Here is a 24,336-nt window from a genome sequence, read left to right on the forward strand (position 1 = left end):
TGACTCTGGAATTCTAGGTGGATCCAGGTCTAGCATCCAAAGGCGGTTAAACCCGCCTTTTTTAGTGTAAATGATAATGATCATCAACTATACGGACGCCAGTCATAAAACCGATTTCTAGCCTAACCTATATTGAGAATATACTCAAATCAGAAAGCCATGGATCAATACATCAAACCATTTCAGAACATCACCATTCATGATATCGATCAATATGGAGGAAAAAATGCCTCGCTTGGAGAAATGATCCATCATCTCAAACCCAGAGGAATTCGCGTTCCAGATGGATTTGCGTTAAATGCTAAAGCCTACTGGCATTTCATCAATCAAAATAATTTTTATTCTGAACTATCTAAGATAGTCGATCAACTGGATACCAAAGGATTTGCTAATCTGCAAAAAGTCGGTACTGAAGCGAGATTACTTCTACTCAAAGGAATCGTCCCTCTTGATCTGACTAACGAAATACTAAAAGCATTTAAAGAATTGAAAGGAAAAGATCAACTGCAAGTTGCGGTGAGAAGCAGTGCCACAGCTGAAGACCTACCTGAAGCCAGTTTTGCAGGAATGCAGGAAAGCTATTTAAACATTGATACGGAGACCGAACTACTTGAAGCCATTTTAAAATGCTACGCTTCATTGTTTACAGACCGAGCTATCAAATACCGTGTAGACAATGGATTCGATCACATGCAAGTAGCTCTTTCTATTGGGGTGCAACAGATGATTCGGTCTGATCTTGCTTGCTCAGGAGTGACTTTCACTATCGACCCAGAGAGTGGTTTTGAAGATGTGGTGCTGATCAGTGGCAGCTGGGGTTTGGGGGAAAACATTGTAAAGGGAGCGGTAACACCCGATGAATTTTATGTTTTCAAACCCTCACTGGAAAATGGCAATCAGGCCATCATTTCTAAAAACTTGGGTAGTAAGGAAAAAACCATGGTTTACACTGAACCATTAGCCGATGAAGTGCTAGAGGTAGAGACCAAAACCATCAATATCAACACCGATACTGAAAAACAAAAACAGTATATACTTAGCGACAAAGAAGTGTTGCAACTAGCACGATGGTCAGTCATTATAGAAGATCACTATGAAAGGCCTATGGATCTGGAATGGGCAAAAGATGGAATTGATGAGGAATTATACATCCTTCAAGCACGTCCGGAGACAGTGCATTCCAATAAGGATCCTTATACATTCAAAGAATTCAAACTTCTGGAGGAAGGGGAGGTATTGGTAGAAGGAAAAAATGTAGGAAGTGCGATTGCAAGTGGAAAGGCAAAGGTTTTAAGCTCACCAAAGGAAATTGGCAAACTGAAACAAGGTGATGTGTTAGTCACACAGATTACCAATCCTGACTGGGATCCTGTACTCAAGAAAGTATCAGCTATCGTTACTGATAGAGGAGGTAGAACCAGCCATGCGGCAATCGTAGCAAGAGAAACTGGAGCAGTAGCGGTAGTAGGAGCAGGTAATGCTACGAAAGCCATAAAAGACGGACAGATCGTTACCGTCTCCTGCGCAGAAGGGAACAGGGGATTGGTTTTCGAAGGTGAATTGAATTGGGTTAGTACAGCAATAGATATATCAAATATGCAACTACCGGAAACAGGTGTGAAATTTATCCTGGCAGATCCGGGACAAGCTTTCAAGCTGGCAAAACTTCCTAATAATGGTGTGGGTTTAATGAGATTAGAGTTTGTTATCAGCAATACCATAAAAGTTCATCCTATGGCACTTGTGGATTTTAAGCGCATTCAAGATGAAGAGGTGCGTACTCAAATACTCCATTTGACTGAAGGATATGAAAATAAAAAAGAATATTTCATTGAAAAGCTTTCCATGTCAGTTGCTACCATCGCTGCGGCATTTTATCCCAAAGAAGTGATTGTGAGGATGAGTGATTTTAAAACGAATGAATACGCCAATTTAATTGGTGGGAAATATTTTGAACCGCATGAGGAAAACCCCATGATAGGCTGGAGGGGTGCGTCTAGATACTATCATCCTGCCTATAAGGAAGGCTTCCGTCTAGAGTGCGAAGCGATGAGGCATGTGAGAGATGAAATGGGTCTTGATAATGTAAAACTCATGATTCCTTTTTGTCGGACACCTGAAGAAGGAAGGAAAGTACTTGACTTAATGGAAGAATACGGTTTGGTGCAAGGGAAAAACGGATTAGAGATTTATATGATGATAGAGATCCCCAGTAATGTGGTACAAGCTGAGCAGTTTGCTGAGATATTTGATGGATTTTCGATAGGCTCCAATGACCTAACACAACTTACATTGGGTGTGGATAGAGATTCTGAAATTTTGAATGACCTTTTCGATGCAAAAAACACAAGTGTAAAGTCTATGATTAGAGATACTATAATGGTCGCTAAGCATGCGGGTATTAAAGTCGGACTCTGTGGACAAGCTCCAAGTGATGATCCTCAATTCGCCAAGTTCCTGGTTCAGCAAGGAATTGACAGTGTATCATTCAATCCTGATGCCCTATGGAGGGGCATTGAAAACATCAATGAGGCGGAGGCAGATCTACATAGAAAAGTAGAATTGTCCTCTATAGATTAAAGTGTACTAAAAAAGCTATCTCAAAAGCCTTTTAAAGCTATTTCATTCTGAGAAATGAAGAATTTCGAACATTTAAAATTGATAAATTCTTCTCTTAAATTCAGAACGAAATTTTTGAGATAGCTTCTTTGGGTGAAACTTAATCACTTATACTTCAGAAATTTAATGAAGCACCAATTCCAAAAGAAACATAGTTCAAATCTACTTCTGTCTCGGTGTTACCGATCGTCAAGTCTCTTGACAAGGAACGGTACCTTACGGTAGGTATTAATCTCCACCTCTCAGACAATGAAAATACAATTCCTCCGCCTGCTTGCCATCCAAACCCATGATCCGAGTCAGAAATTAACTCGCCATCGTCATCTTCTACTTCTATATGATTGTATAATGCTCCTGCACGAACAATAAAGTCCAGATCGGATGCGCCAATCGGATGTATGAACTGCAAGCCAAACGTATATCCCGTTTCTTCAAAATCCATATCAGTACCCGCAAAAGACTCGTCAGATTTAAACTTATTCCAACTCCATCCTGCATAGGCAGATAAATGTGGCATAAATCGGTAAGAAAAGGTACCCTCAAAACCAAAACCCGTATTTAAATCTGCATCACCAAGGTCTTTGGTTGCAACATTTACTCCCGGTCTCACTTCAACACTCCAAACATCTTGGGCAAGTGATGTATGGGATATAAAGTAGACTATCAGACTAAGAACTGACACGCTAAATTTTCTGGTGAAAATCCCAGAAAGAATCATTTTTTTCGTTTCCATAGCTTTTTTACTTTAAAACAGCGATGCGACCTGAGGACTATACATGATAGAGATCAGTTGCATGTATGATTCTGAATTTGAGTGGTCAATTCAAGATTACCTCTTCGAGATTTCTTCTGGGCGCATAATTAGCTGGTGATGCATATCCTATCCTCAAAATGATGTTGGGGTAATCTCCATTAATGGGCAGCTCTTTTCGCAATTCTTGGGATAGTGATTGTATTTCGCAAGGAGGATTGAGATAAGCATTGGCAATTCCGAGTGAAGTGAGTTGAAGCAACAGCTTCTGGAGATCCATGCCCAGCTCGACCCATTCCTCTACTATCGCCATGGATTTTGTCGTGAACAAAACAAAATAAGACGAAGAAGCAATCTTTTGTAGATCAGACTTATTCTGTTTTTTAGGTGTTAAAAATGAATGAACGATCAGTCGGCCAAGGAAACCTGGAAGTGATGGAGAATTCATCACTTTATATGTCAGTCCACTCTGGGTCTTCGAAATCTGCGAATCGTTGAATCTGATCCAGGATAATAGCTCATTTTTAAATGCCTTGCTTTTCATCTGGATTTCGTTTCCATAGCCAATATACTCTTTAAGCGTTTCAAAGGTCTCTTCCCCATTCTTGAAAAAGTATGTATTCATGGCATTCTCTTGTGCAAAGGATAGCAATTGTCCCATTGCCTCCTGCGTAATTTGCTCCTCATCGAAGTGCCCTCTATTCGTTTGACGCTTCTCTATCCATTTGATCATATCTCTTTGATCAACTTGTTCTCCTTTTTCGAATACTATCTTGACAAAGTAGTCCTGTTCTAATTTTTCAACACTTTTTGTGGCGCTAAGTCCGAAATGAGGTGCGAGTATGCCGATATTGTACGCTGCACATCCCAAACTGATATAGAGTTCTCTATTCTGAGGATCCACCACAGGTAGTGATCTGCTAAAGTCAGGATGTATCTCTATCCTATCCCCAAAGAGTAAAAATTTCCAGGGTTGTGAGTTGTGTCCAGAAGGAGCCTTGGTTCCATAATGGACTAATGTCTTTAATGTTTCCAGCTTTAGTGTATCCATATCAAATCATTTAATCTCCTATCATCTTACTCAAACGAGGTGATATAAGGGATCCATAAGCAGTGCTGACAACTAGAATGGAAATCAAAATTCCAATAAAAGGAATAAATGAAAGAACTCTTAATCCAAGAAATACGAGCATGGAGATAACCATTAGCATTCCGTTACTCCACTTTTTACTATATCTTTTGTTGATGCCGTAGGTAATAATTACAGAAGAAATAGAGAAAGCAAAAAACAAGCTAAGAATCAGCAGTGTCAGTAGTACTAACCCAACTGGTATACCTATGATAACGGTGATACAAATTCCTGCCAAAAGAGGAAGGAGTATGAAATATAGTGCCCCAAACCCAAAGTTTTTTGCAAAGGATTTATTGATTTGTTTCCCTGCTTTCGTAAATATTTTTCCAAATAATGAAATAAGCAGAAAGATGATAAAAAGGATTGATAATAGGTAAATGACCCAAAAAGCAACCATCCCAAAGCCAAAATATTTCCAGTCCCAGGTATACTCATCTGGCTCAAGATCAGCATTAAACTGGGCCTGGCCTGCTTTCATGAATGGATTGAAGTCAATATCACTTTCAGTCCAATAATCAAGGGAAGATTCAAAGTTTGTTTGATCGCTCACTTCTATTTCATTCGAAGCGATGGAAGCGTTTCCTTGAAACGTACCGTTCAAGCTCAGCTCATCAGCTTCAATTTCTGTTTCTTTCATCACAGTTCCGTTCACGAAAACCTCTCCAGCGATAATCTTTAAGTTGCCCTTGACAGTTCCATTCATTTGAACATACCCTCCCAAAATGATCAAATCACCTCCGATGATTACTTCACTATTCACCTGAACTGATCCTCCAGCTACTATAAGATCTCCATTGACGTTTTTTAGTACTTTGATACTTCCGCCGGCAATTCTTGCATCATCCCCTATCCACCCATTCAGAAGTATTTCCGAGCCTGCAAGAGTGGCATCTTTAACAATGGTGTCATTAACTGTGATAATTGCTCCTGCAGAATTGAGGTCTCCTCTAATGACCGCATCGATCGTTACGTTCGCTCCAGCCAAATAAAGGTTTCCTTCTACAGGTTTTGAAATCCTTTGCTCCTCTCCTGCTTTGAATTGTGATGCATTTAAACTGAATATACTCAGCAGAAATATGTAAAAACTAATGATTCTGACATTTTTCATGATTTCTAATCTTTACTTCGAAATCACAGGACAGAATGCCAAAAAAGCGATGACTTAAAAAAGCATTTTACACAATCTATATCAGGATTTATCCTTAAATCTTACAGGAATAGTTACCTTGAATGTAGTACCATTGCTTTGAGAGCTCTTGAACGAAATTTCTCCACCGAGTAATTCAATATACCTTTTTACGATACTCAGCCCCAGACCTGTCCCTTGAAAATTTCTGGTATTGTTAGCCCTGAAAAATCGCTCGAACAGGTGAATTTGATCTTCTTCAGGAATACCTATCCCCTTATCCTCTATCTCACAGACAACCATTTCTTTAGAAATAAACTCACAACGCAGGTAGATAGGTTTATTCTCAGGAGAGTATTTTATCGCATTTGAAACAAGATTAACCAGAACATTTCTAACTAATTTCTTGTCTGTAGTCATTGTTTGTGCAATTCCCGAATGTGAGGATTCTAATGTTTGACCAGGCTTAAGAATCGGAGAAAGTGAAGATTCTACTTCTTCAAAGACATCTTCCATTTCAAAAGGTTCTGGTTGACAAGCCACCCTTCCTTCATTTAAGCGATCCAAAGAGAGAAAATCTTCTAAAATTCCATTCAAGTGATCCACTGATGATTTGATCCGATTAACATGCTTCAGCCTTTTATCATCCGATTCTGTATCTGGATACTTTGATATTAATGAGGCTGATGATAGTATGGTACTCAATGGCGTTCTGAATTCATGTGATGCCAGAGAAACAAATTTTGATTTCATTTCACTTAAGCCTCTTTCCTTATTCAGTAACTCTTGAAGTTCTTTTGTCCTTTCCTCTACCTCTTTTTCAAGGCCTTTACTGTACGACCTCAGTTTTTCCTCACTTTCCTGCAATGCCGTCAGTATTTTCTTCTTCTCCGTGATATCCATGCCGGAGCTAAGTGAGCCTACGACTTTACCATCTTCATTCGTAACTACGGTATTTTGCCAGTGAATTAACTTTTTATGTCCAGACTTGGTGACTACATGATTATCATATACCCGATAGTCTTCAGTTCCCTTCAGAACACCCAGAAACACCTCCTCAAGATCATCTTTATCTTCAATTGAAAGTTCAAACCAGTTTTTCCCCAGCAATTCTTCTTCCGTATACTCAAGAACCTCACATCCCTTTTTATTAATATCAATAACTTCTCCCTTCATATTTAACGCAAGCAGAATGACTTCTGCTACATTGAAATACTGCCTGTTGATATCTTTTGATTGTTCAGAGTGATTTCTCTCGGGCTCATCCGTCACAAAAATTATGAGAATATCCTCCTCCCCAGGAACATGCGTTATACTAAGGGCCACTGGAAACTCAAACCCATCGTTCCGTATTCCGATTATATTGGGTTGTCTTAAGTTCTTCTTTTTGGTTTGAATCTCTTCAATATCCCAAATTCCATCCATCGGGATTAACAAATTGAACATTTTACCGTTCAGGACTTCCTTCTCATACCCAAACATTTGAAAGGCAGATTTAGAAGCCGATATAATGTGCCCCTTGCTATCCACTACAATGATTGATTCCTTTGTCGAGTCAAGAAACGCACGACAGAAAGGATCATCTATGAATGCAAAAGTATTTTTGGTGAGTACTTTTGTCATTGAATTGGTTCCTTAAAGCTGATTAAATTCTATAGTAACTTACATTTTTTAATGAAAGATCCTATCGAATCATTAAATAATGATAGATAAATAGAATATATCTAATACATAAACAATTTTAATGTTATTCTAACATTAAAATAAGCTAAGACAGGGTAAATCTGGGTGTATATCCAAAAAAATCGAAGTTTAATCAAACTAAAGATAGTCATTCAGAACTCTTATTCCTAAGAAGGAATCGAACAGATAATAACCAGCTATTCCAAGTCCAATATCTTCAGGAATGGAAGGCTATTAAATACAAGAAGATTTGGCTTGGCCAAACAGCCTGATTGTATTTTCAAACACTGTTAAGAATTCATCAGCGGTAAATGGCATACTCATTCGTTTGATTATAGTTTATCTCTTGAATGTTAAATTCCCCATAGACAAACTCCCCATCCGGATAGTGCCAGATAGCCTCTCCGTAAGAGGGAAGATGATATCCATTAAAGTTTTTATAATCGGATATAGGTGTAGAATAACGGTACTTTCTCCTATCTAAGTCATACCTGTCTTCAGAAACAAAGTTTACAAGTTGGCCATCCTTATTGAAATGTAAGGTGGCAGAAACACTAATTCCTTTGTTTGTAAGTGTCGCTTCTGCAGTTGTGTCATTGATCACCTTCCAGGAGATATTCTCATTAATCAAAGCTGCTGGAGCCAATATGCAAAGATCATTTAGAAAAGTAACAGTCTCTGCTTTGAATAACGTCTCTCCCTCTTCATCCATTACCGGAAAAAGAGCCATCACCCTGACCTGCATTTGTGATACCATGTCGTGATAAGAATGGTAGCCATAGGTAGGCAGTCCGCTTACCTTAGCTTTCATGAAAAAGAACCTTGACGATTCATCAAAAAAATTGTACTGAGATGATTTGAAGTGGAACCATGCACCTTCTTTCTTACGCATCTTGCCATTCATAGACACTTTCATGCTTTTAATTCTAGGATGTCCTACCACTCCTACATAGTTCAGATATTTTGCAACGACATGAGGAAGGTGCTTTAGATCTTCCTGTGTAATTAGTTCTTCTTCAATTACTTGCCTTTCGAATTGTTCAGTTACATCCTGTTCATATTGCTGTTGAAATCTGTCCTCGGCATACTGAACTAGTGCTACTGAGAAAACGAGCAAGTTTACGAGAGATGCAGCTTTAGCATCTTGCCAGAAAATAAAAATAAGAAGTTGGGATAGTGCCACTGCCATGAATCCAAAGAAGTACCAATCCTCATGTGCCAGAAAGGAAAGTGCGAGGTAAATGAACAGCAGCCCAATAATGAGCCATAAAATCCCAAAGGGCTTTGAAATTTTCTTCTGTAACTGAGATACAGTTGCCAGATTAAATGCCTTTACAAAACCGAGTAAATGAATCCACCCATGAAAAAGTAGCAGAAAGGCATATAGATATCTCAGCATCTCCTAGTTTGGTTTGCTCACTTTCTGATAAACCACCAGACTTTTCAAATTTTTATCGTCGAATAATTTAGCAAATCCTTTTCTGGTAGGATTAACAACCATCTTAACCGTTTCTCCACACTCATTTTTGACCTCTCTCACTGTACCTAAATTCTTTAAAGAGGAAATATCATCTGGGATATTGAAACAGTAAAAAGTCAGTTGATCATCTTTTAAATCTACTATATGGATGCCCCAATCTTCCTCATCAAATTTGTAGTTTAGAAGGTATCTTTTCTTGTAATACTTCAGAATGTTGTCTTCAGAAATTGAAAATATCGTGTCTAATCTTGACTCTCCAAAGTAGTATGGATCTACGCGGATACTCTTTGATGAAATAATCAAACCCGTGGAATCAATAGGATCAAAATATTCTCCTACGAACTTAGTTTTAAATTGATTTTGCGACTTCTTAAAAGAAGGTTGAGCCGTTTCGAAAAGTATAGGTGCAGCACAACTACCAAGCAAAACACTTACTAAGATTAAAGCACTACAGATGTTTATGGTCTTTTTCATTTTTAACCAATCCTACCTTGAAGAAACTCCTTCTTCCATGATGCGCGTCAGCTAATAAGGTGGATTCGATCAGTAGTAAACTCTATATAAGGATCATCAAAATAAATGAGACACATCAGTGAAGGTGCTATCAATTTCAGCCTCATTTATGATTAAATAAAATGTCATAAGCTATGAATCTGCATAGAAGAAAAAATCATGTGTTCGGTAGGATTGGTGATCGATACAGCTCGTTTATTGATTCAGATCATTTTTTAGGTCGAAACGCATTTGAAGAAAGTTGGATGACTCGGCCAGTTACCAATGTCCGTGAAGACGAAAGTCAATATGAATTAGAAGTTGGTTTGCCAGGCTATTTAAAAAAAGACATTCAGTTATCTGTAGATGGTCATGTGTTAAGAATTGTCGCCGAAACGAAAGGAGCAAAAAAGGATGATCAGCGCAGCAGGTATATTCAAAAGGAGATAGATACAGATCGGATAGAACGAACTTTCCATCTGTCATCCCTAATTGATGCTGACAAAATAACAAGCAATTATGAAAACGGGTTGCTACGAATCACTTTACCCTTTGTAGACAAAAGCAAATCAAAAGCAATTTCTGTTTCTTAATATTCAACCATGAAAATCCTTAAAAACATATTGAAAGTGCTAGCAATTCTCGTTCTGGCATTTTTCGCCTTCGCTTTTTGGTACAAAAATACGTACGCAATGGAGGAGGTTGCTACCTATGAAATCAATGACCCTGATCTTGAAAACAAGGTATTGATAGCTACGCAAGGAAGTAAATACAAAAATGTGCTGGTAGAAAGCGTCATTGATTCGCTGAGCCAGAGTCAGATTTACATCAAAGTCATTGATGTATCTGCAATTGAAAATCAAAATGTAGATGATTGGGATGCTATCATATTGATACATACCTGGGAATACGGTAAACCTCCCGAAGCTGTGGAATCATTCATGGATGGAAAACAAGACCTTTCCAAGATATTTTCGGTCATTACTTCCGGATCTGGAGAAGAAAAAATGGAGGGGGTGGATGCCATAACCGGAGCATCTAAAAAAGAAGACATGGAAAGTCATAGGTCAGCCATTCTGCAGTTCTTAAATCAGAATCTTACTCCAAATGACTGAATTACCTCTCAGAAATGGAAATAGACCATGTTTTTTCAGCTTATCATTTCTAATGTAATAGCACTCGCACTTCTTTTTGTATGTTGGAAGTATCCCAGGTATGGACGATATGCATACGGTGTGATTTTCTTAATAGCAGGTGTAGTCAACATCATGACCACCTGGGCTGGTCCATCTGTATATCTCCAGTATAGAAATCATGTCATTTTGAAAGTCTATCGAGCATTTATTGATGGCTACTTTGAGCAACATATCCAGGAAATCATCCTAGTCATTGCAATTGGCCAATTCCTTCTTGCATTGGGGTTCTTCTATGGTAGCTTCTTACTAAAACCTGCTATAATTGGAGGGATTGTTTTTTCCATTGCTCTGATTCCTCTAGGCATTGGTGCAGCCTTACCTTTACCTATCATCATGGGATTCTCTCTGTGGGTGCTACTTGCTAAGGGTAGTCACTTTGATAAAGTTCTCACTTAACCTATTGGAGATACATGCTGGATCAGAATAGGGTAATCAGCTACCAAGCTCATCTTTTTGGTTATACTATCGTGGAAAATGTCTTGAATCCAGGAATACTTATGAGTAACTAAAACCAATAGGTCTGCATTATTTTTAGTAACGTAATTATCAATAGCCGAGGCTACATTTTCACTATGGACTTGATCAAAGGCTAACTTTTCATTTTTCAACTTATCCTGGTAAACATCTTGTAAAAGAAGACGTACCTCTTTGTCATTTTTTGTTCGTTTCTTGTTGACATGTAACAATGTAAGCTGAGGATTGAAAACTTGCATAAGCATCATAACGGAACTTAAAGCAGGAATATCTTCCACTTTATAATTAGATGCGTAAACAACATTTTCAATCTTTTTAAAAGGACAACCAAAGGGAACCACTAAAATGGGTAAAGAAATTTTACCAATAATATGGTTAGTATGAGTTCCCAAGAAGAACTGGCTAATGTCACTGTTACCATCAGTGCCCATCACCACTAAGTCATATTTTTTTGATTCAATCTCATTCCTCAAAGAAGCTTCCATACTTGGCGTATAGCTTCCAACTTTAGGTCGGCATTGGATCGCAAAGTTGTCCTTAACCATGTCGCAATAGGTCTCTAAGCGTTCTAACGCGACAAATTCCTTTTTTCCTCCCACATCAATACCCCCTGCTACTGCAGAAACATCCTCTAGTGATGGTTCATGCACAACATGAAACAATGTCAATTCTGCTTTTAAGTAATTAGCCAGGTTAGCTGCGTATTCAACCGCATTATTTGCAGTTTCAGAAAAATCCACAGGACAAATGATTCTTTTCATGATTTTTGGATGTTATTTTCACGTAAAACCTTTCTCTCTTTCTTGGCTAGTACCCAAAACAACCCCTTGACATCTGACTTCCATTTGGGGAATATTAGAATAAGGATAATCTCCTCTACTGTTTCCAAAATGCTCAGGATGATTGTTAAATAAAACAGCCAGTATTCAACGCCAATAAAAAACAGCCAAAGCATAAAAACTGCCTGGAAAACTGCAGACGTCTTGGCCAAATACGTATGAAAACTGCTTGGCATACCATACTTCCAGTAAGCAATGAATAGCTGAAGAATATAAAAACTAAAAGCAAAAATGAGGAGACCTGCCTGTTCCATAACAAAGGCATTCTCAAACCAAATAATACCTATCAACCCAACTGTAAAAGTGATAGCATCTCCAATACTATCAAATTGAGACCCGCGCTGTGTTACAATATTCATTCGTCTGGCAAGAAACCCATCTAAAGCATCCGTCAGAAAACTGATTAGTAGTAAAGTGCTGAACAAAACTCTTGCATCTACGAATATCAGAATCAATAAAAATGGTGCAACAATAATCCTATACAGGGATAACCAATCAGGAAGACTAAGCTTACGCTTTGGAGATCGAATCCACGAAATGTTCATGTTAGTCCAGTGTCTGTTCAAAATGATCCTTAACCATAGCTTTGAATTGATTCTTTGTCATGCTATCTGCTGCCTCCAATACCACAGATCTAACTGACAAATTTTTCATTTTGGAAATTTCCTTTTCCAATCCAATCTTAGCCTCTGCAGGGCCAGTAACGTATAACCTCTTTACCGGTAGGAGTTCTTCAATCACTTTTTGAAAATAGTTTTTCAACTGATGATCTTTCCTCCTGTAGAGAGCAGTTTCTGATACAGCATCCTGTGGTCCATAAGGCGTAGATGACCCAGATCCACCATGCAAGTGGTAAGTCTCTACATTAGAACTAATAATTTTCATATTGATTTGTCCGAACCTTTGATAGACAATCCAAGATTGCCTCTCATCAATCCAAACACCTTTATCCAAATCTTTCATTGTATCTTTTTTAAAGAAATAGGAGAAATTACTTCCTCCTATTCCATCATTAAAACCAGCTATTCCTGTTTTAGGAAATCTTAATTTCCTTTTTTGGTACTGTTGTCTCCTTCGTTTTTGGCAAGCTCAATGAGAGTATACCCTCCTTGTAAGAAGCCTTTATTTTGTCTTCATCTACGTTTTCCGGGAGAGAAAATGATCTGGAAAAAGAACTATAGCTAAACTCTTTTCTGGAGTAGCCATCATCCTTATCTTCAGTCTCACTTTCCTTTTCTGAGCTAATAGATAGCATGCCATTTTCTACGTCTACTTGAAAATCATTCTTCTCCATTCCAGGTGCCGCTAGTTCTACTACATATTCCTTTTCCTTTTCCTGAATGTTTGCCGCCGGAACACTAGAAGTCCAATTGGTTCCATTAAAAGCCGGCAATCTATCCTCGTCAAAGAAGTCTGAAAATAGGCTTGGCATGCTTGAAAATAATCTGGGTGTTTTAACTAAGAGTGACATTTTAAACCTCCTTTTTTTTAAACAATTAATTTTTGATTAATCTAACAGTGAATGGAAAGGAGATCAATGATAGGTCTCAAGCACTTTTCTGATCTAAGTCAGGGTTCGATGATTTTTCAGAAAATTATGATTTAATGACCTCAGTCACTCCCTCACAAGCTTGATTCACACGTGCACCCAGAGCTCCCCCTCAAAGAATCCTCTTCGAGATATGAGTAACTCAACTTTATGAATTTTAATCAGTCTAGTTGCTGATTTTACTCATGTATTCAATTTAATTGAGAGGATAGCTTTAGTCGAAAGTTGAAGTAAAAATGAAAGACATAAAAAGAATCCTTATTGCATTGGACTTTACTGAAATGGATCAGTACTTAATTGGTTTTTTATCCAAAAACAAGCAATTATTTACGAATCTGGAACAGGCTTATTTCATACATGTAGAACGTGACTTGGGCTCAGAAGAAAGTGACAAGCCTATAGATGAAGTGCTCATGCAAAAAGAAAAGAATGAGGTGTCTTCTTTAGATGATGAGTGGCTAAAGTCAAGAGCTAGTTTCCACATCATAGAAGGTGATCCACTAAAAGAAATACTGAATTGGTCAGAAATAAAAAAAGTGGACCTGCTCATGGTAGGGCATAAAAAGTTAGAGAATGGAAGCGGCATTCTTATGCAACGACTCGCACGAAAGATCAGAACATCAGTACTTGTCATACCACCTAAGAATATCGAAGTTCATAAACTTCTTATTCCACTTGATTTTTCAGATCACTCAGAACAAGCAATAAAGCTTGCCGTGCAAATAGGCGACTTAGCAAAAGATTCAGAGCTGGTCGGACATCACTTATTCCAAGTACCTACAGGATACACTAAAACTGGAAAGACCTATGAAGAAATGGAAACAATTATGCATGGGCATGCTGAAACCAATTTCAACAACTTTCTAAAGAAGTGCAAAATCAGTGAAAACAAGATCCAGAAGAGAATTGAACACTCAAAATTTTCAACTGTTTCCGATACGATCATACAGACTAGTCAAGATCTGCAATCTGACATGATCATCATTGGTTCCAAAGGCCAAACGTTTGCTTCATGGGTATTGCTGGGAAGTATTGCGGAGCGATTGATTGTAAAAAATTATCGTGCGGCCCTCCTCATTGTTAAGAAGAAGAATGAAAATTTTGGATTCTGGGAAGCATTCAAAAAAATATAAGGATATGAACGTGGCTGCCTATCAAGGTCTATCAACAGCAGAAGTCCTAAACCGGCTGGAGAAGTATGGGAAAAATGAGATTATTGATTCCAGAAAACACAGCATATGGTTGATCCTTGGTAGACAGTTTAGTTCACCGCTCATACTTATACTAATAGCTGCTGCCTTTATATCTTTTGCTATTGGGTATCTACCAGAACAGGAGCCACACCTTGTTGATACCATACTGATACTAGCCATTGTGTTAATATCAGGTGTATTAGGGTTTATTCAAGATTATAAAGCTGAAAAAACAATCAAAGCTTTGCAACAGATGTCTTATCCCAGATCCAGGGTTATTAGAGACAATCAAGAACAACTGATATTAGCTAGTGAACTAGTCCCAGGAGATTTACTTATAGTAGAAGCAGGTGATATGGTCACTGCAGATGGCGAAGTAATTGAATCTTTTCACCTGGATATAGATGAATCCATCTTAACAGGAGAATCTCAGGCTGTTCATAAAATCGAAGGGGAATTAGTCTTCAAAAACACCATTGCAAACAGTGGGCTTGGAAAAGTGCATGTCACTTCTACTGGAATGCATACCAAAATCGGTAAGGTAGCCTCTGAGCTACAAAAGGTAGAAGAAGAACGTTCTAGCTTTCAAGTCGAACTCTCTGGGCTAAGCAGGAAACTATCGCTCATCACTTTCTTTATCACTATTGTTATCGGAGTTGTGGGTGTATTCAAATTTGGATTTTATACCTCCATCCTTACGGCCATTTCGCTTGCAGTAGCTGCTATTCCTGAGGGATTGCCTGCAGTAGTGGTACTTGCTTTGGCCATTGGTGCAGGGAAAATGTTTAAGAAAAATGCATTGATCAGAAAACTTCCGATCGTAGAATCCATAGGTGCTGTTGATGTTATTTGTACGGATAAGACTGGAACACTCACGCTGAATGAGATGACGGTTACTACCACCTTCTTTAATAGAAAAGAGCATACGGCATCCGCGCTACAAGCAAATGAATTGAGTCATACCGCTAACATGCTCTTTCTATGTGCTCATACCTGCAATCATGCTTCTTCTGGGTTTCGCGAAGATGGCTCAGAGTATTACCTGGGGGATCAGACAGAAATTGCATTAAAGAAAGCTGCACTTATACAACTCAGTGCTCAACCCCTTCCTCATTATCGAAAGATCAATGAAATACCCTTCGATTCGGAAAGAAAACGGATGACTGTATTGGTTGAAGATAAAACAGGAGTTCATACCGCATTTACAAAGGGAGCGCCTGAAGTGCTTTTAACCAAATGCACTCATATTCTGGAAGGAAATGAAGTGGTTCCGATGACTAAGAAACTCAGCAATGAGCTTATGGAACAAACTGATGTTTTTGCTTCGCAAGCACTTCGTGTGATGGGCTTTGCCTACAAAAGAGCTGAATCCGATCATGAACATCTTGATGAGGGGCTTACATGGATTGGTTTACAAGCAATGATTGACCCCCCTAGAAAAGAAGCAAAGCAAGCATTGGAGGATTGCAAAAATGCTGGCATCCGTGTAATCATGATTACGGGGGACAATCCAGTCACTGCTCAGGCAATTGCGCGGCAAGTAGGATTGGATAGCAAAAATGTGCTTACTGGGGGAGAGTTAGATCAACTCAGTGACCTTGAGCTTGAAGATTACTTAAAAAGTGACACGAACATATTTGCAAGAACAGATCCATTTCACAAATTGAGGATACTCGAACTGCTAGAGAAAGATCATACGGTGGCGATGACTGGCGATGGAGTAAACGATGCACTAGCTATTAAACGCTCAGTGGTAGGTATAGCGATGGGTAAAAAAGGAACCGAAGTAGCAAAGCAAGCCAGTGATATAGTCTTACTTGATGACAACTTTAGTTCAATCAGAGATGCGATAAAGGAAGGTCGCACCATCTTTGATAATACTAGAAAATTCATAGACTATTTACTGACCTGTAATCTGGCTGAGGTAACGTTAATTTTCTTTATCACTCTTTTTTTCTCATTCTCAGAACCCATCCTCTACCCTGTTCAATTGCTTTGGATCAATCTTTTGACGGACGGCTTGGTCGCCTTGGCTCTGGGAGCTGATCCTCCTGCTAAAGACATTATGCAAAGAGCTCCGAGGAAAAACGGAGAGCCCCTCATTGATAAAAAGCTGGCATGGTTGATTGGATTGATTGGATTAAAGAAAGCAGCTGTCTTGGTTGTTACTTTTCTGCTGGTTCTACCACAAGGTTTAGATATTGCCAGATCAACGTTACTAACAGGAATTGTCCTTTTCGAATTTGTCAGAATAGGCGCTATTCGATATGGTGAGAAATTGGGATGGTTTGACAATAAGTGGTTAGTCATGGGCCTGGTTGTCTCATTGATACTCCAAGTCGGTCTTATCTATTCACCTTGGAACCACTTCTTTTACCTGACTCCATTGGGCATGCATGAATGGCTTGTGCTCATTGTTGGAGTTGTCATTGGGTACCTGCTAGCCATTCTAATTACCCGGCTGGTAAGCAGATTTTTTAATACAACGAAAGGCTGAAAAAGATCACGTAAGTCGATGAGGTAGGTCATTACATAAGATGGATCATATTGTCAACTTAGCTTTCTTATCAACCAGCGTAAAATGAGCTACTACATCAATAAGTCCGTCTCCAAAGGTTTCGAACAAACTGTACAGCGCACCATTGATCTTTTAGAAAGAGAAGGGTTTGGTGTATTGACAGAGATCAATGTCAATGAGGTCTTGAAGAAGAAATTGGATCTTGATTTTCCCAAGTATAAAATATTAGGTGCATGCAATCCTGCTTTCGCTCATGAGGCCCTTATGAAAGAAAACAAAGTGGGAACTATGTTGCCTTGCAATGTTATCGTTAGAGAAGATGGAAAAATGAGTGTTGAAGTCGCCGCAGTTGACCCCTTAGCTTCCATGCAAGCCATTGATAATCCCGCATTAAAAAATACTGCTAAAAACGTAAAAGAGCGCTTATCCCGCGTCATCAGGGATGTTTAACTTATTTTTTCAACCTTAAAACTATGGAACCATGCAGCAACTCACCATTACTGACAACATCACAAGAGTCGATTGTGATTCACTTAATAAGTACTTTAAAGAGATATCCAGAGAACATTTATTGACGGCAGAAGAGGAAGTCGAAATAGTCAGACGGATCAAGAAAGGAGATCATCGCGCCAAAGACAAACTTGTCAAAGCCAACTTGCGATTTGTGGTGTCTATCGCTAAACAGTACCAAAATGGGCCCGTGCCACTAAGTGATTTGATCAATGAAGGAAATATCGGCTTGATAAAAGCGGCTGAGCGCTTTGATGAAACTCGTGGCTTTAAATTTATCTCTTATGCTGTCTGGTGGATTCGTCAGGCTATTCTTACAGCTTTAGATGAACAATCCAGAGTCATTAGAGTGCCCTCACATAAGATTTCGAATATGTCCAAAATCAAAAAAATCAAAGAGGGATGGGCCAAGAAAAATGGCCGTTATCCAACAAGTGCTGAACTAGCAGAGGACATGAACATGGACGAAGAGGATATAAATGAAACAATCAGCACATTCAATTCCACCTCTTCACTGGACGCTATATGCAGCATGGATGGAGATCACTCACTGATGGATCTTATTACTGATAAAGCAAGTGATGAAGAGCTAGAACAAACGAGTTATTTCGAGCAACTTAAGAATGATGTAAGCCACATATTGGCCAGGCTAAATGAGCGGGAAAAAGAAATTGTAGAAATGGTATTTGGTATAGATTGTCCAAGCCCACTTTCTCTCGATGAAATCAGTAAACATTTGGGTATCTCAAGGGAAAGGATACGTCAAATCAAGGAGAAAGCATTGAAGAAACTATCCTTTCATGCCATAAGGAAAAAAATTAAAAAACTTACAGCAGCTTAAAAATCCTTTTTTATCATGAAAGAAGCCAACACAAATCATAGAAATAAAAAAGGACTGTAGGTAGTATAACTATATGAAAAAATCAGTCCTTGTATTTGAGGATGATCCAGACTTGAAAGAGAACATAGCTGAGCTAATTCAACTCAATGGCTTTCCCGTCAAAACACACTCGCCTGTTAGCCTCGAAACCATCTCACAGGAAGGGCAAAATGCAATTGCCATTTGTAATGCTTCTACTATCGTTTGCCCTATAGAATCATTTATCAGCTTACTTAAAAAGAAGGTTGCTCAAGTGATTGTATTATGTACAGATCTTCAGGACCCAAGAATCAGTGAGGCTGATGAGAAAATCGTCATGCCTTTTGATGAGAAAGTGTTGGTCACTGCTTTACAAAATTGTTCATCACCGACTAAGAAATTCTTCAAGAATGACACACTGAAAAGTGTATTCAAGTTAACCTTGACCGGTATTTAATTGCTTTTAGTTGGACAATACAGTTGAGTCATTTCCTGGTATTTTCTCTCCTAATATTTTTTCTAAATCTTGACGGTATAGGGTTTCTTTTTTGAGTAGTTCTTCAGCCAAGGTTATTAGCTTACTTTGATTCTTTTTCAAGATTTCTTCCGTTTTATGTGACATTTTTTTCACCAAGCTTCTAACTTCTTTATCTATAAGCTGGGCTGTTTCTTCACCATATGGTTTACCAAAAAATTGCTCATTTCTACCTGTAGAGTCAAAATAGCTTAGATTACCCATTTCTTCCCCTAACCCATAGTAAGCTATGAGTGTATAGGCAAGTTTAGTCACTTTCTCAAGGTCATCTAATGCTCCTGATGAAGCTTCATCAAAAATCAATAACTCTGCCATCCTACCACCTAAGGCAATGCACATTTGGCTTAAGAACTGTGACTTGGTATAGATCTGATGTTCCTCTGGAAGATACCAGGCAGCTCCCAAAGATTTTCCCCTGGGAATGATAGATACTTTTATAAGCGGATCGGCATCCCTAATCATCCAACTAACTAGAGCATGACCCGCTTCATGGTGAGCCACAATATTTCTTTCTGTAGGGGAGATGATCTTACTTTTCTTCTCAAGTCCTCCGATGATCCGATCCATAGCACGTACAAAATCCTCCTTTCCTACTGCTTTTTTGTTGTTTCTTGCTGCTATCAATGCTGCTTCGTTACAAACATTGGCAATGTCAGCCCCAGAGAAACCGGGAGTTTGAGAGGCTAAAAAATCAACATCTAGGTTTTCAGCCAACTTTAAGGGTCGCAGATGAACATTAAAAATGGCACTTCTTTCTACTTTATTAGGTAATTCAAGATAAATGTGCCTATCAAATCTTCCAGGTCTGATAAGAGCTCTATCCAGCATATCCGCTCTATTGGTAGCTGCAATCACAATAACCCCTGAATTAGAACTAAATCCATCCATCTCAGTCAAAAGTTGATTGAGTGTATTTTCTCGTTCATCATTTGACTGAAAGGCTTTTACATTCCCTCTACTCCTACCAATTGCATCTATTTCATCTATAAAGACGATACAAGGAGCTTTTTCCTTTGCCCTATTAAACAAATCACGCACCCTCGAAGCTCCTACTCCCACAAACATTTCTACAAATTCAGATCCTGAAATAGAAAAGAAGGGAACAAGAGATTCTCCTGCGATCGCCTTTACCAAAAGCGTCTTTCCAGTTCCTGGAGGACCAACCAATATGACTCCTTTGGGAATTTTTGCTCCTAATTCAGTATACCTTACTGGATTTTGTAAAAAGTCTACAATCTCTTTCATTTCAATTTTTGCTTCTTCCAAGCCTGCCACATCATCGAAGGTTATTAATTGTTTACTATTTGCATCTCTAAATCGAGCAGTGGTTTTTCCAAAATTGAAAAGAGACTTTCCTCCGTCCACACCCTTGCCCGATCGTCTCAACATATAAAGCCAAAATAGAAGTAGTAAGCCAAAGGGCAGCAAAAAACTAAGTCCATCAAACCAATTAGTCCGCGTTTCATATTTTACTTCAACATGCTTTTCAGAAAGTATTTCTTCTTGTGCCTTAGATAGGTTTTTTTCAAAGGTTTCTACCGAACCGATCTGAAAGAAGTAATGGGGTCCTTTTGAATGAGACTGGCTTATATCTTCATACTTTCCTTGCCTATCAGACCGAATGAATATCTCAACAATTTCCTTATTTACCACTACCACATAATCCACATCCTCTGAAGAAAGGAGCTCACTTTTAAACTTATTCCAAGTTATCTCACTGGGCTTGACATTTTCTTTAACTAAATAATAAAGCCCCAGAAAGAGAATAATTATGACCAGATATGACCAGATATTAAATGGTTGAGATTTGTTAGTCCCATCGCTCTTTTGCTTCCTTCTCAATTCGTCCAGATTCTGATTGTTCATAGCTTTTGTGTTTGAACTTCAATTAAAGAGCAACTATCAAGAAACGGGGTGATAATCCTCAACATGATGATTGATTATCATCAACCGCTGATCATTTTCAAGGGCTACTATGATCCTAATCATTCCTTTTGAATAGCTAAAAAGGCTAGGTTGGTAATTCTATATCAACGCATTATTCATGAGTGATTTTGGGCTACTCTTACTTGGAATACTCGGACTATGGCTAGGAACTGAGCTGGTCGTCAGGAAGGCGATTATTCTGACCAAGCGTTTTAACGTCTCATCCGTATTCATTGGTTTATCCATCCTGGCATTCGGAACTGATCTGCCTGAATTGATCGTAGCAATTAATGGAGCCATTCATAGCTCTAGGGGCATAGATAGTTCAGGGGTTATCGTAGGAAATGCCATCGGAAGCTCCATCAGTCAAATAAGCATCATCATTGGATTAACAGCTGTTGTTCACTTTCTGGCGGCTGGTAAAATTCAGATACGTCACTTAGCCGTTGAACTTATTGGGTCTATTGTTTTATTAGCCTTGGTTGGCTTTGATTATGTCATTACATGGAACGATGGAGCCATTCTAATCATTGCTTTTCTCATCTATTTCCTAACTCATCTAAACAGGGAAAGGGCAAATGAAATTCAGGAAGTCAAGGAAAAAACCATATTACTTAACACTACCTCTCACGTCTTATTATTAATCCTCGGACTGGGAATCGTTATTCTTTCTTCCGAATTGACGATAAACAAAGCGCTTAATCTGGCCAATCAATGGAATGTCAATCAATCATTTATTGGTGCTGTGATTATCGGTCTTGGAACGAGTCTTCCCGAATTGGCCATTTCCATTAGTGCCATTTTAAAGGATAAGCCGGGGCTTTCTATTGGCAACATTATCGGCAGCAATATCTTTGATATACTGGTTCCAATAGGTATTAGTTCACTCATTTCTAATATCTATATTGAAAAATCTATCTTACTTTTTGACATGCCCTTTTTGTTAGTGTTGTCGATCGTAGTGATTTACTTTCTAAGTAAAAAGAAGGGACTACAAAAAAAGGAAGGAATTGGGCTTACCCTCCTCTATCTCACTTATGTATTTCTGAAGTACATTCTGTGGCAATAGCTACTTTTCCTTCAACTCTTCTTGCAGTCTTTCCATCCGTAGTTTAGCTGGGAAGTATCCCATTTCAAAAGATGTCGTAAATGCATTCAGAGCCTCTTCAAGACTCTTCTTTTTCCGTTTTGGGGCCAGTCTGATCTTATTTGCAAGCTCCTCCAGCCCCTCACCCTCTGCAAAATAAATCTCAGCCTCACTTAACCTTACAACCTCCATGAGCCCAATGATTTCCATCTGAGCAAGTGCAACATCCATCCTTGAAAAGTTGAGAGATTTTTGTGTTTTCTCAAGCTGTGATTCAGTGATTTCCAACCGGCCTTTCAGCGAATCTTCTAGGTTACGGTATTCGTTGACACTTATTTGCAAGCGATTAATTTCATCATTCTTTTGATCTACCGTAGTTTTTAAACGATCTATTTGAATGGAATAGGTACCGCTTATTTTTTCTAACTCTCTGATTGCCCATTCTGTCTTTTGAAAGTATTGATTAAGGTTTTTTACCTTTTGTATATAATCTTTATCATCCACTCCTTTCTTCAGATCCAGAATTACAGACCTTCTCCTAAGGTCAATGGAATCAAGGTATTGCCCGACTACTTCAAATAGCTGAATAGTATATTCTTTAGACTCTAAAGCTGCCTCAAGCGAATCCACTTTAAGGTGTAAGGCCGTGTTTTCATTCCTAGTCTCAGAATAACAGCCGGTCAATAAGAAGAAAAATAGTACCCAAATTGAAGCTTTGGAAAGAGCATAATGTCTATTTGCTGATTTTGATTCCATCTTTCAGTGAATAGCTCTAAGGTTGATCTCTTCTTTAGCTAGCCCTGAAAGCATACGATCTGTATTCTTTTCCTCTGCCAAAGATTCTCTTAGGAGTATAGCTACATTCTTTTCCGCCAATTCTTCAGCATAAGTACAGAGCGTACCATAGCTGGCAATGTTGTGATGATTTAGGTGTTGGATAGATGCAATAATACCCGCATCCCTAACGTCATCATCAGTACACCTCATTTCCAATTCAAATGCTTCATCAATAAGCCCTTTCACGCCCATGTTATTCTCACCATGAATGTTTCTTTCCAGCAATGAAAAAACATCTTCTAATCGCTCCATTTGCTCTCGCGTTTTTCCTATATGCACATCGATAGCCCCTTGCAAAGCGTTTGAAGTCGTCTGCTCCCTTAATTTTTTTAATGCTTCTAACTGCTGCCTCTCTCCATCTTTCTGCTCTTTGAGCTGTTCGACAAAGAGTCCCATAAAATCAATAATATTTTTCATAACTCTTTTTCTTATAAACCAGATCAATAAATAGGTCTGACTCACTGATGCGCTTCATCTTAATAAATGATCCTGCTCATTCCCAATGATCATACGATCTGATAAATTAATGAAGAACAAAAAATCATGATCGTTTTAATTATTACCGTCATTCTTCTTGCCCTAATCGCATGGGTTTTGTTTACCCCCATCATTTTGAGGATGGATACTATACATCATATCTATGATTTAAGACTTTTCGGTGTAGTTCGTACCTGGCTCGATCTGGAACAGGATGAATTAACCTTTCATCTCAAGCTACCATTCTATCATTATCGGGCAAATCCATCATTCGAGCGATCTGAAACTATTAAAAAGAAGAAAAAACCTGAGCGCAAGAATTTTTCTTTCAAACAAGCCAAACGGATAAGGAATGTTCTTCGCTCATTTAGGTTCAGTACTCTTAAAGCAGCTCTAGATACAGGCAATTATGCTGTAAACGCTCAATTGATTCCGTTAGGTGTATTTCTAATGAATAAAGGGTTCCCTGTCCACATCAATTTTCAAGGAAACTCTTACCTAATGCTAGAGGTCCGAAATACATTTTGGAGGATAAGCACTGCTTACTTAAACATCAGAAAATACAATTAATGTTTTACATAAATATTTAAACCATGGAAATGCATATCGAAGAATTATTAGAACAAATCACAAAGTTCATCAAATCGGAAGCCACTACAGACACTATTATGGGAGATCTCTTCAAGCTAGGTCAGTTTGAATGTGTTCCTGTCATACGTGTAGGAATGGGTTTTGGAAGTGGTGCTGGTGGTGGAAAGGCCCCTAAAAGCTCTGAAGGAGAAGGTGGTGGAGCTGGTGGAGGAATGGGTATAGAGCCAATAGGATTTCTAGTCACTAAGGATGATGAAATATCATTTATCGGTGTGAGTAAATCAAGCAAGGGAATAGCTGCTGCTTTTGAAAAAATCCCCGATCTCGTTGAAAAAATGATCTCGAAAAAGGAGAAAGAAGAAACCGCTTAGGTCTCTGAAGATTAATGAGACTGTCTCAAAAGAATTAAAATAATGTCATTCTGAGGAACGGAGTATCTCAAAGTGTGATAATCCTCCATTC

25 protein-coding genes are annotated in these 24,336 nt (G+C 38.6%); 12 read left to right on the forward strand and 13 right to left on the reverse strand.

Annotated elements, in window-relative coordinates; all coding sequences use genetic code 11:
- Positions 1-159 precede the first annotated feature (159 nt).
- A complete protein-coding gene (ppsA, locus tag ABJQ32_08125; protein ID MEP5289603.1) occupies positions 160-2,580 on the forward strand; it encodes a phosphoenolpyruvate synthase in 2,421 nt (806 codons plus the stop codon).
- A gap of 154 nt (positions 2,581-2,734) precedes the next feature.
- Here ppsA and ABJQ32_08130 read toward each other — a convergent pair whose 3' ends face one another.
- The 6 genes from ABJQ32_08130 to ABJQ32_08155 all read right to left on the reverse strand — a co-directional run bounded on the left by ABJQ32_08130 (position 2,735) and on the right by ABJQ32_08155 (position 9,265).
- Positions 2,735-3,352 carry an outer membrane beta-barrel protein gene (locus ABJQ32_08130; GenBank protein ID MEP5289604.1) on the reverse strand — a complete coding sequence of 206 codons (618 nt, stop codon included), beginning with the start codon at positions 3,350-3,352 and terminating at the stop codon, positions 2,735-2,737.
- An 85-nt stretch (positions 3,353-3,437) separates the two neighbouring features.
- A complete protein-coding gene (locus tag ABJQ32_08135) occupies positions 3,438-4,421 on the reverse strand; it encodes a hypothetical protein (protein MEP5289605.1) in 984 nt (327 codons plus the stop codon).
- A gap of 10 nt (positions 4,422-4,431) precedes the next feature.
- Entirely contained in the window at positions 4,432-5,610 is a 1,179-nt protein-coding gene (locus ABJQ32_08140; GenBank protein ID MEP5289606.1) for a hypothetical protein, read from the reverse strand.
- Positions 5,611-5,691: 81 nt separating this feature from the next.
- On the reverse strand, positions 5,692-7,251 hold the full coding sequence (locus tag ABJQ32_08145; GenBank protein MEP5289607.1) for a PAS domain-containing sensor histidine kinase: 1,560 nt from the start codon (positions 7,249-7,251) through the stop codon (positions 5,692-5,694).
- Positions 7,252-7,612: 361 nt separating this feature from the next.
- Positions 7,613-8,710 (reverse strand): DUF6544 family protein, encoded by a 1,098-nt coding sequence (locus tag ABJQ32_08150; protein ID MEP5289608.1) that lies wholly within the window; start codon positions 8,708-8,710, stop codon positions 7,613-7,615.
- Between the two features lie 3 nt (positions 8,711-8,713).
- Positions 8,714-9,265 carry a hypothetical protein gene (locus ABJQ32_08155; GenBank protein ID MEP5289609.1) on the reverse strand — a complete coding sequence of 184 codons (552 nt, stop codon included), beginning with the start codon at positions 9,263-9,265 and terminating at the stop codon, positions 8,714-8,716.
- Positions 9,266-9,438: 173 nt separating this feature from the next.
- Here ABJQ32_08155 and ABJQ32_08160 point away from each other — a divergent pair, with 173 nt between their 5' ends.
- Genes ABJQ32_08160 through ABJQ32_08170 form a run of 3 tightly spaced genes read left to right on the forward strand, consistent with a single transcriptional unit; the run spans position 9,439 to position 10,875 of the window.
- Positions 9,439-9,876, forward strand: a complete 438-nt coding sequence (locus ABJQ32_08160) for an Hsp20/alpha crystallin family protein (protein ID MEP5289610.1) — start codon at positions 9,439-9,441, stop codon at positions 9,874-9,876.
- Between the two features lie 9 nt (positions 9,877-9,885).
- Positions 9,886-10,398, forward strand: coding sequence for a hypothetical protein (locus ABJQ32_08165; protein MEP5289611.1), 513 nt, complete (start codon positions 9,886-9,888; stop codon positions 10,396-10,398).
- Positions 10,399-10,425: 27 nt separating this feature from the next.
- The gene (locus tag ABJQ32_08170) at positions 10,426-10,875 is read left to right on the forward strand and encodes a hypothetical protein (GenBank protein MEP5289612.1); all 450 of its coding nucleotides are present in this window, start codon (positions 10,426-10,428) and stop codon (positions 10,873-10,875) included.
- Here ABJQ32_08170 and ABJQ32_08175 read toward each other — a convergent pair.
- The 4 genes from ABJQ32_08175 to ABJQ32_08190 all read right to left on the reverse strand — a co-directional run bounded on the left by ABJQ32_08175 (position 10,872) and on the right by ABJQ32_08190 (position 13,224).
- On the reverse strand, positions 10,872-11,714 hold the full coding sequence (locus ABJQ32_08175) for a universal stress protein (GenBank protein ID MEP5289613.1): 843 nt from the start codon (positions 11,712-11,714) through the stop codon (positions 10,872-10,874). The genes ABJQ32_08170 and ABJQ32_08175 overlap by 4 nt on opposite strands.
- Positions 11,711-12,337 (reverse strand): CDP-alcohol phosphatidyltransferase family protein, encoded by a 627-nt coding sequence (locus tag ABJQ32_08180; GenBank protein ID MEP5289614.1) that lies wholly within the window; start codon positions 12,335-12,337, stop codon positions 11,711-11,713. The genes ABJQ32_08175 and ABJQ32_08180 overlap by 4 nt, the downstream gene beginning before the upstream one ends.
- 1 nt (position 12,338) lies before the next feature.
- Positions 12,339-12,755, reverse strand: a complete 417-nt coding sequence (locus tag ABJQ32_08185; GenBank protein ID MEP5289615.1) for a hypothetical protein — start codon at positions 12,753-12,755, stop codon at positions 12,339-12,341.
- A gap of 70 nt (positions 12,756-12,825) precedes the next feature.
- Positions 12,826-13,224 (reverse strand): Hsp20/alpha crystallin family protein, encoded by a 399-nt coding sequence (locus ABJQ32_08190; protein MEP5289616.1) that lies wholly within the window; start codon positions 13,222-13,224, stop codon positions 12,826-12,828.
- Between the two features lie 353 nt (positions 13,225-13,577).
- Between ABJQ32_08190 and ABJQ32_08195 the strand changes: the two genes are divergently transcribed.
- The 5 genes from ABJQ32_08195 to ABJQ32_08215 all read left to right on the forward strand — a co-directional run bounded on the left by ABJQ32_08195 (position 13,578) and on the right by ABJQ32_08215 (position 18,878).
- A complete protein-coding gene (locus ABJQ32_08195) occupies positions 13,578-14,474 on the forward strand; it encodes a universal stress protein (protein MEP5289617.1) in 897 nt (298 codons plus the stop codon).
- Complete coding sequence (locus tag ABJQ32_08200; protein MEP5289618.1) at positions 14,434-17,031, forward strand: calcium-translocating P-type ATPase, PMCA-type; 2,598 nt, start codon at positions 14,434-14,436, stop codon at positions 17,029-17,031. Before ABJQ32_08195 ends, ABJQ32_08200 begins: the two co-directional genes overlap by 41 nt.
- An 84-nt stretch (positions 17,032-17,115) precedes the next feature.
- Complete coding sequence (locus tag ABJQ32_08205) at positions 17,116-17,502, forward strand: DUF302 domain-containing protein (protein MEP5289619.1); 387 nt, start codon at positions 17,116-17,118, stop codon at positions 17,500-17,502.
- 31 nt (positions 17,503-17,533) lie between these two features.
- Positions 17,534-18,403 carry an RNA polymerase sigma factor RpoD/SigA gene (locus tag ABJQ32_08210; GenBank protein MEP5289620.1) on the forward strand — a complete coding sequence of 290 codons (870 nt, stop codon included), beginning with the start codon at positions 17,534-17,536 and terminating at the stop codon, positions 18,401-18,403.
- A gap of 73 nt (positions 18,404-18,476) precedes the next feature.
- Complete coding sequence (locus ABJQ32_08215; protein ID MEP5289621.1) at positions 18,477-18,878, forward strand: hypothetical protein; 402 nt, start codon at positions 18,477-18,479, stop codon at positions 18,876-18,878.
- A gap of 6 nt (positions 18,879-18,884) precedes the next feature.
- Here ABJQ32_08215 and ftsH read toward each other — a convergent pair whose 3' ends face one another.
- Positions 18,885-20,822: an ATP-dependent zinc metalloprotease FtsH gene (gene ftsH, locus ABJQ32_08220; protein MEP5289622.1), complete on the reverse strand. Its 1,938-nt coding sequence runs from the start codon at positions 20,820-20,822 to the stop codon at positions 18,885-18,887.
- 178 nt (positions 20,823-21,000) lie between these two features.
- On the opposite strand from ftsH, the gene ABJQ32_08225 reads away from it, so the two are divergent.
- Positions 21,001-21,951, forward strand: a complete 951-nt coding sequence (locus tag ABJQ32_08225) for a calcium/sodium antiporter (protein ID MEP5289623.1) — start codon at positions 21,001-21,003, stop codon at positions 21,949-21,951.
- On the opposite strand, the gene ABJQ32_08230 is transcribed toward ABJQ32_08225, so the two are convergent.
- Both ABJQ32_08230 and ABJQ32_08235 read right to left on the reverse strand, forming a co-directional pair.
- Positions 21,952-22,725 carry a hypothetical protein gene (locus tag ABJQ32_08230; protein MEP5289624.1) on the reverse strand — a complete coding sequence of 258 codons (774 nt, stop codon included), beginning with the start codon at positions 22,723-22,725 and terminating at the stop codon, positions 21,952-21,954. It abuts the gene before it with no gap.
- Between the two features lie 3 nt (positions 22,726-22,728).
- Positions 22,729-23,223: a DUF892 family protein gene (locus tag ABJQ32_08235; protein ID MEP5289625.1), complete on the reverse strand. Its 495-nt coding sequence runs from the start codon at positions 23,221-23,223 to the stop codon at positions 22,729-22,731.
- Positions 23,224-23,349: 126 nt separating this feature from the next.
- On the opposite strand from ABJQ32_08235, the gene ABJQ32_08240 reads away from it, so the two are divergent.
- Entirely contained in the window at positions 23,350-23,853 is a 504-nt protein-coding gene (locus ABJQ32_08240) for a hypothetical protein (protein MEP5289626.1), read from the forward strand.
- 29 nt (positions 23,854-23,882) lie between these two features.
- Positions 23,883-24,245 carry a GerW family sporulation protein gene (locus ABJQ32_08245; protein ID MEP5289627.1) on the forward strand — a complete coding sequence of 121 codons (363 nt, stop codon included), beginning with the start codon at positions 23,883-23,885 and terminating at the stop codon, positions 24,243-24,245.
- The last annotated feature ends 91 nt before the right edge of the window (positions 24,246-24,336 follow it).

Source organism: Marinobacter alexandrii (genome assembly GCA_039984955.1).
Lineage (GTDB): Bacteria > Bacteroidota > Bacteroidia > Cytophagales > Cyclobacteriaceae > Ekhidna.

Bases quoted from the DNA above. Each gene is read 5' to 3' on its own strand.
- ABJQ32_08130 (MEP5289604.1), bottom strand. From the start codon at position 3,352: ATGGAAACGAAAAAAATGATTCTTTCTGGGATTTTCACCAGAAAATTT.
- ABJQ32_08200 (MEP5289618.1), top strand. From the start codon at position 14,434: ATGAAAATTTTGGATTCTGGGAAGCATTCAAAAAAATATAAGGATATG.
- ABJQ32_08160 (MEP5289610.1), top strand. From the start codon at position 9,439: ATGAATCTGCATAGAAGAAAAAATCATGTGTTCGGTAGGATTGGTGAT.
- ABJQ32_08190 (MEP5289616.1), bottom strand. From the start codon at position 13,224: ATGCCAAGCCTATTTTCAGACTTCTTTGACGAGGATAGATTGCCGGCT.
- ABJQ32_08230 (MEP5289624.1), bottom strand. From the start codon at position 22,725: ATGGAATCAAAATCAGCAAATAGACATTATGCTCTTTCCAAAGCTTCA.
- ppsA (MEP5289603.1), top strand. From the start codon at position 160: ATGGATCAATACATCAAACCATTTCAGAACATCACCATTCATGATATC.
- ABJQ32_08235 (MEP5289625.1), bottom strand. From the start codon at position 23,223: ATGAAAAATATTATTGATTTTATGGGACTCTTTGTCGAACAGCTCAAA.
- ftsH (MEP5289622.1), bottom strand. From the start codon at position 20,822: ATGAACAATCAGAATCTGGACGAATTGAGAAGGAAGCAAAAGAGCGAT.
- ABJQ32_08155 (MEP5289609.1), bottom strand. From the start codon at position 9,265: ATGAAAAAGACCATAAACATCTGTAGTGCTTTAATCTTAGTAAGTGTT.
- ABJQ32_08165 (MEP5289611.1), top strand. From the start codon at position 9,886: ATGAAAATCCTTAAAAACATATTGAAAGTGCTAGCAATTCTCGTTCTG.
- ABJQ32_08140 (MEP5289606.1), bottom strand. From the start codon at position 5,610: ATGAAAAATGTCAGAATCATTAGTTTTTACATATTTCTGCTGAGTATA.
- ABJQ32_08215 (MEP5289621.1), top strand. From the start codon at position 18,477: ATGAAAAAATCAGTCCTTGTATTTGAGGATGATCCAGACTTGAAAGAG.
- ABJQ32_08195 (MEP5289617.1), top strand. From the start codon at position 13,578: ATGAAAGACATAAAAAGAATCCTTATTGCATTGGACTTTACTGAAATG.
- ABJQ32_08210 (MEP5289620.1), top strand. From the start codon at position 17,534: ATGCAGCAACTCACCATTACTGACAACATCACAAGAGTCGATTGTGAT.
- ABJQ32_08180 (MEP5289614.1), bottom strand. From the start codon at position 12,337: ATGAACATTTCGTGGATTCGATCTCCAAAGCGTAAGCTTAGTCTTCCT.
- ABJQ32_08225 (MEP5289623.1), top strand. From the start codon at position 21,001: ATGAGTGATTTTGGGCTACTCTTACTTGGAATACTCGGACTATGGCTA.
- ABJQ32_08135 (MEP5289605.1), bottom strand. From the start codon at position 4,421: ATGGATACACTAAAGCTGGAAACATTAAAGACATTAGTCCATTATGGA.
- ABJQ32_08150 (MEP5289608.1), bottom strand. From the start codon at position 8,710: ATGCTGAGATATCTATATGCCTTTCTGCTACTTTTTCATGGGTGGATT.
- ABJQ32_08205 (MEP5289619.1), top strand. From the start codon at position 17,116: ATGAGCTACTACATCAATAAGTCCGTCTCCAAAGGTTTCGAACAAACT.
- ABJQ32_08245 (MEP5289627.1), top strand. From the start codon at position 23,883: ATGCATATCGAAGAATTATTAGAACAAATCACAAAGTTCATCAAATCG.
- ABJQ32_08185 (MEP5289615.1), bottom strand. From the start codon at position 12,755: ATGAAAGATTTGGATAAAGGTGTTTGGATTGATGAGAGGCAATCTTGG.
- ABJQ32_08175 (MEP5289613.1), bottom strand. From the start codon at position 11,714: ATGAAAAGAATCATTTGTCCTGTGGATTTTTCTGAAACTGCAAATAAT.
- ABJQ32_08170 (MEP5289612.1), top strand. From the start codon at position 10,426: ATGTTTTTTCAGCTTATCATTTCTAATGTAATAGCACTCGCACTTCTT.
- ABJQ32_08240 (MEP5289626.1), top strand. From the start codon at position 23,350: ATGATCGTTTTAATTATTACCGTCATTCTTCTTGCCCTAATCGCATGG.
- ABJQ32_08145 (MEP5289607.1), bottom strand. From the start codon at position 7,251: ATGACAAAAGTACTCACCAAAAATACTTTTGCATTCATAGATGATCCT.